Source organism: Heyndrickxia sporothermodurans (genome assembly GCF_003055045.1).
GTDB classification, from domain to species: Bacteria; Bacillota; Bacilli; order Bacillales; family Bacillaceae_C; genus Heyndrickxia; species Heyndrickxia sporothermodurans.
In genome coordinates, this window is the sequence record NZ_NAZB01000101.1 from 1 (window position 1) to 1,275 (window position 1,275).

The 1,275-nt window shown below is 36.0% G+C and carries 4 protein-coding genes; all 4 read right to left on the bottom strand.

From position 1 onward, the window contains the following. Positions 1-287 (bottom strand): phage holin family protein (locus tag B5V89_RS19820; RefSeq protein WP_108073710.1); only part of this gene is annotated, 287 nt, incomplete at its 3' end. A gap of 68 nt (positions 288-355) precedes the next feature. Beyond that, on the bottom strand, positions 356-586 hold the full coding sequence (locus tag B5V89_RS19825) for a hypothetical protein (RefSeq protein ID WP_108073712.1): 231 nt from the start codon (positions 584-586) through the stop codon (positions 356-358). Beyond that, positions 583-1,014 carry a DUF1617 family protein gene (locus tag B5V89_RS19830; protein WP_108073713.1) on the bottom strand — a complete coding sequence of 144 codons (432 nt, stop codon included), beginning with the start codon at positions 1,012-1,014 and terminating at the stop codon, positions 583-585. Before B5V89_RS19830 ends, B5V89_RS19825 begins: the two co-directional genes overlap by 4 nt. Then, a partial coding sequence (locus B5V89_RS20300) for a hypothetical protein (RefSeq protein WP_181294727.1) occupies positions 1,015-1,275 on the bottom strand: 261 nt, incomplete at its 5' end. It lies immediately after the preceding gene.

Consider the following 1,275-nt stretch of genomic DNA (forward strand, 5'->3'; position numbering starts at 1 on the left):
CAGTTTTCTAAAATTGATAGAATCTCATTAGCGATATAAAAAATGACCGTAGCATAAGCCACAGCCCCATTTAATGTGAGTATTTGGTCAATGATATTGGCAGCGATGATAATCCCAAATATGCCGATTTTACGGGCATACCCAAACAATGCATTTCGGCTTCGTAAAGTCTTTTCTTTCCATGCTTTTGCAATCCCGGTAATGACATCAACTAGCATTGCGATGGCTAGCAAATCTAAAAATTTTACCGTTCCAAACAGATAAACTCTAACTAATTCTAACGTCATGATTTTTCTCCTTTCTAATAGAAAAAGAGGACTGCATTAGCCCTCTTTTAATCAAAATAAAAAAGCCTTTACTTGGCTCCCTCTTCCTGTAATTTATTAATAATCTCCTGCTTGACTAGTTTCTTTAGATTATCATCCGAATCTCTAGCTTCATCATATTGTTCTTTTGTGACCTCTACATAGCCACTTAGATTGATCGCCGGATCACCAATGGCGACAAAATTAATATTAACGCTTTCGTATTCCCCGTTATAGCCATTTTTGTAGTTGTTGTTATTTCCAGTCAAAACTATTTTCATTCGTTATCCTCTCCTTCTTCGTCTACTTTAAACTGTTCGCAAAGATAGTCATAAATCTCTGATTCTTGCCCCTCGTACTCTTCATTTTCAAACTTAATTAAAACCTGCTTTATGGTACGAATCATTTCACGGTTATCACCACCCTCAATGACTAATTTTTCTTTATTCAGTTCCTTTAAATCCTTGTCCAGTGCAGCCATATCTTTAATATCATATTGGTTATCGTTAATAATAGGTTTCCCGTCGGCATCCTTGTTGGCGTGTTCCTCAAGTAGTTCCTTGCGGTCGTCCTCGTAACGCTTTAATCGCTCATTTAATAGATTGATAAAGTGACGACGGAAACGAGACTGCTTTCTTGCTAGTTTAAGATTGTACATAAAGTTTACGGTTGGGATTAATTTTTGATTTTCGATTTCTACTTTAGCCATTTAAGTTACCTCCAATTTTGCTAATCTCTCTTCAAGACTAGCGATTTTTAAAATTAATTTTTCGTTTTGCTGGGATAATTCTTGAATAGCTTTCCATGATAAACTATTCATTTCGTATTGTTCCACACCGTCACCGTCAATAACGGTTTTTGGGGTGTTATATCCTTCCCCAATAACTAAACCGTGCCTTACTTTATCAATTCCTTTGGCGACATCTGATTTTAAACGATAACTATGAATATCAGCTGCGTTAATGATTGC